Here is a 2,882-nt window from a genome sequence, read left to right on the forward strand (position 1 = left end):
CCATGCTTCCACCCGTGACCTATCTACCTCATCGTCTCTGAGGGGTCTTTCTTGATTACTCAAAGGGAAATCTCATCTTGGAGGGGGCTTCATGCTTAGATGCTTTCAGCATTTATCCCGTCCGCACGTAGCTACCCAGCGATGCTCCTGGCGGAACAACTGGTACACCAGCGGTGCGTCCATCCCGGTCCTCTCGTACTAAGGACAGCTCTCCTCAAATTTCCTGCGCCCACGACGGATAGGGACCGAACTGTCTCACGACGTTCTGAACCCAGCTCGCGTACCGCTTTAATGGGCGAACAGCCCAACCCTTGGGACCTACTCCAGCCCCAGGATGCGATGAGCCGACATCGAGGTGCCAAACCTCCCCGTCGATGTGGACTCTTGGGGGAGATCAGCCTGTTATCCCCAGGGTAGCTTTTATCCGTTGAGCGATGGCCCTTCCATGCGGAACCACCGGATCACTAAGCCCGACTTTCGTCCCTGCTCGACTTGTAGGTCTCGCAGTCAAGCTCCCTTCTGCCTTTGCGCTCTACGAATGATTTCCAACCATTCTGAGGGAACCTTTGGGCGCCTCCGTTACTGTTTAGGAGGCGACCGCCCCAGTCAAACTACCCGCCTGACACGGTCCTCCAGCCGGATCACGGCTGCGAGTTAGAGACTCTATGCATGAAGGGCGGTATCCCAAGGGTGACTCCTCCGAAGCTGGCGCTCCGGGCTCGACGTCTCCCGCCTATCCTGTACATCATGCACAAAGCCTCAATATCAGGCTGTAGTAAAGCTCCATGGGGTCTTTCCGTCCTGTCGCGGGTAACCTGCATCTTCACAGGTACTATGATTTCACCGGGTCTCTCGTTGAGACAGTGCCCAAATCGTTACGCCTTTCGTGCGGGTCGGAACTTACCCGACAAGGAATTTCGCTACCTTAGGACCGTTATAGTTACGGCCGCCGTTTACTGGGGCTTCGGTTCAAAGCTTCGCTTGCGCTAACCCATCCCCTTAACCTTCCAGCACCGGGCAGGCGTCAGCCCCTATACGTCATCTTGCGATTTAGCAGAGACCTGTGTTTTTGCTAAACAGTCGTTTGGGCCTATTCACTGCGGCTCTACTCATGTAGAGCGTCCCTTCTCCCGAAGTTACGGGACCATTTTGCCGAGTTCCTTAACGAGAGTTATCCCGCGCGTCTTAGAATTCTCATCTCGCCTACCTGTGTCGGTTTACGGTACTGGCGCCTTCCCCCTCACTAGAGGCTTTTCTTGGCAGTGTGAAATCGTGACCTACGTCCCTACGGGACTCCGCGTCGTTCCTTGACTTTGATGCCTGACGGATTTGCCAATCAGACGGTCTTGAAACTTGCACATGCACTTCCATCCGCATGCGTCACTATCCTCCTGCGTCCCCCCATTGTTCAAACGGTGGATCGGCGGTACAGGAATATCAACCTGTTATCCATCGCCTACGCCTTTCGGCCTCGGCTTAGGTCCAGACTAACCCTGAGCGGACGAGCCTTCCTCAGGAAACCTTGGGCTTTCGACGGAGGGGATTCTCACCCCTCTTTTCGCTACTCACACCGGCATTCTCACTTCCAAACGCTCCACTGCTCCTTCCGGTACAGCTTCACAGCGGTTTGGAACGCTCCCCTACCATTCCTTACGGAATCCGCAGCTTCGGTGGTATGTTTAGCCCCGTTACATTTTCGGCGCGGCGCCACTCGACTAGTGAGCTATTACGCACTCTTTGAATGGTGGCTGCTTCTAAGCCAACATCCTAGCTGTCTAGGCAGCGCCACATCCTTTTCCACTTAACATACACTTTGGGACCTTAGCTGGCGGTCTGGGCTGTTTCCCTCTTGACTACGGATCTTATCACTCGCAGTCTGACTCCCGAGTATAAGTTGCTGGCATTCGGAGTTTAACTGAATTCGGTAACCCTGTGGGGGCCCCTAGTCCAATCAGTGCTCTACCTCCAGAACTCTCAACCTCGAGGCTAGCCCTAAAGCTATTTCGGGGAGAACCAGCTATCTCCAGGTTCGATTGGCATTTCACCGCTACCCACACCTCATCCCCGCACTTTTCAACGTGCGTGGGTTCGGACCTCCAGTCAGTGTTACCTGACCTTCATCCTGGACATGGGTAGATCACCTGGTTTCGGGTCTACGACAACGCACTGAACGCCCTGTTCAGACTCGCTTTCGCTACGGCTCCGCCTCATCGGCTTAACCTCGCGCGTTATCGTAACTCGCCGGTTCATTCTACAAAAGGCACGCCATCACCCGTTAACGGGCTCTGACTACTTGTAGGCATACGGTTTCAGGATCTATTTCACTCCCCTTCCGGGGTGCTTTTCACCTTTCCCTCACGGTACTGGTTCACTATCGGTCACTAGGGAGTATTTAGCCTTGGGAGATGGTCCTCCCGGATTCCGACGGGGTTTCACGTGTCCCGCCGTACTCAGGATCCACTCTGGAGGGAAAACAGTTTCAGCTACAGGGCTGTCACCTTCTTCGGCCGACCTTTCCAGGTCCTTCACCTACTGTCTTCCTTTTTGACTCCGTATAGAGTGTCCTACAACCCCGAAGAGCATGCTCTTCGGTTTGGGCTGTTCCCGTTTCGCTCGCCGCTACTCAGGGAATCGCATTTGCTTTCTCTTCCTCCGGGTACTTAGATGTTTCAGTTCCCCGGGTCTGCCTCACGCTACACTATGTATTCATGTAACATGTCCCATCCCATTACGGATGGTGGGTTCCCCCATTCGGAAATCTTCGGATCAAAGCATACTTACTGCTCCCCGAAGCATATCGCTGTTCGTCGCGTCCTTCATCGGCTCCTAGTGCCAAGGCATCCACCGTACGCCCTTCATACCTTGATCTAGCGTTGGTATTC

1 rRNA gene is annotated in these 2,882 nt (G+C 54.4%); it reads right to left on the minus strand.

The window, feature by feature from the left end:
• Positions 1–2,868, minus strand: a 23S ribosomal RNA gene (locus tag KNQ06_RS16810); the annotation flags it as partial.
• Positions 2,869–2,882 lie beyond the last annotated feature (14 nt).

The organism is Exiguobacterium sp. s91, assembly GCF_018618915.1.
Classification (GTDB): domain Bacteria; phylum Bacillota; class Bacilli; order Exiguobacteriales; family Exiguobacteriaceae; genus Exiguobacterium_A; species Exiguobacterium_A abrahamii.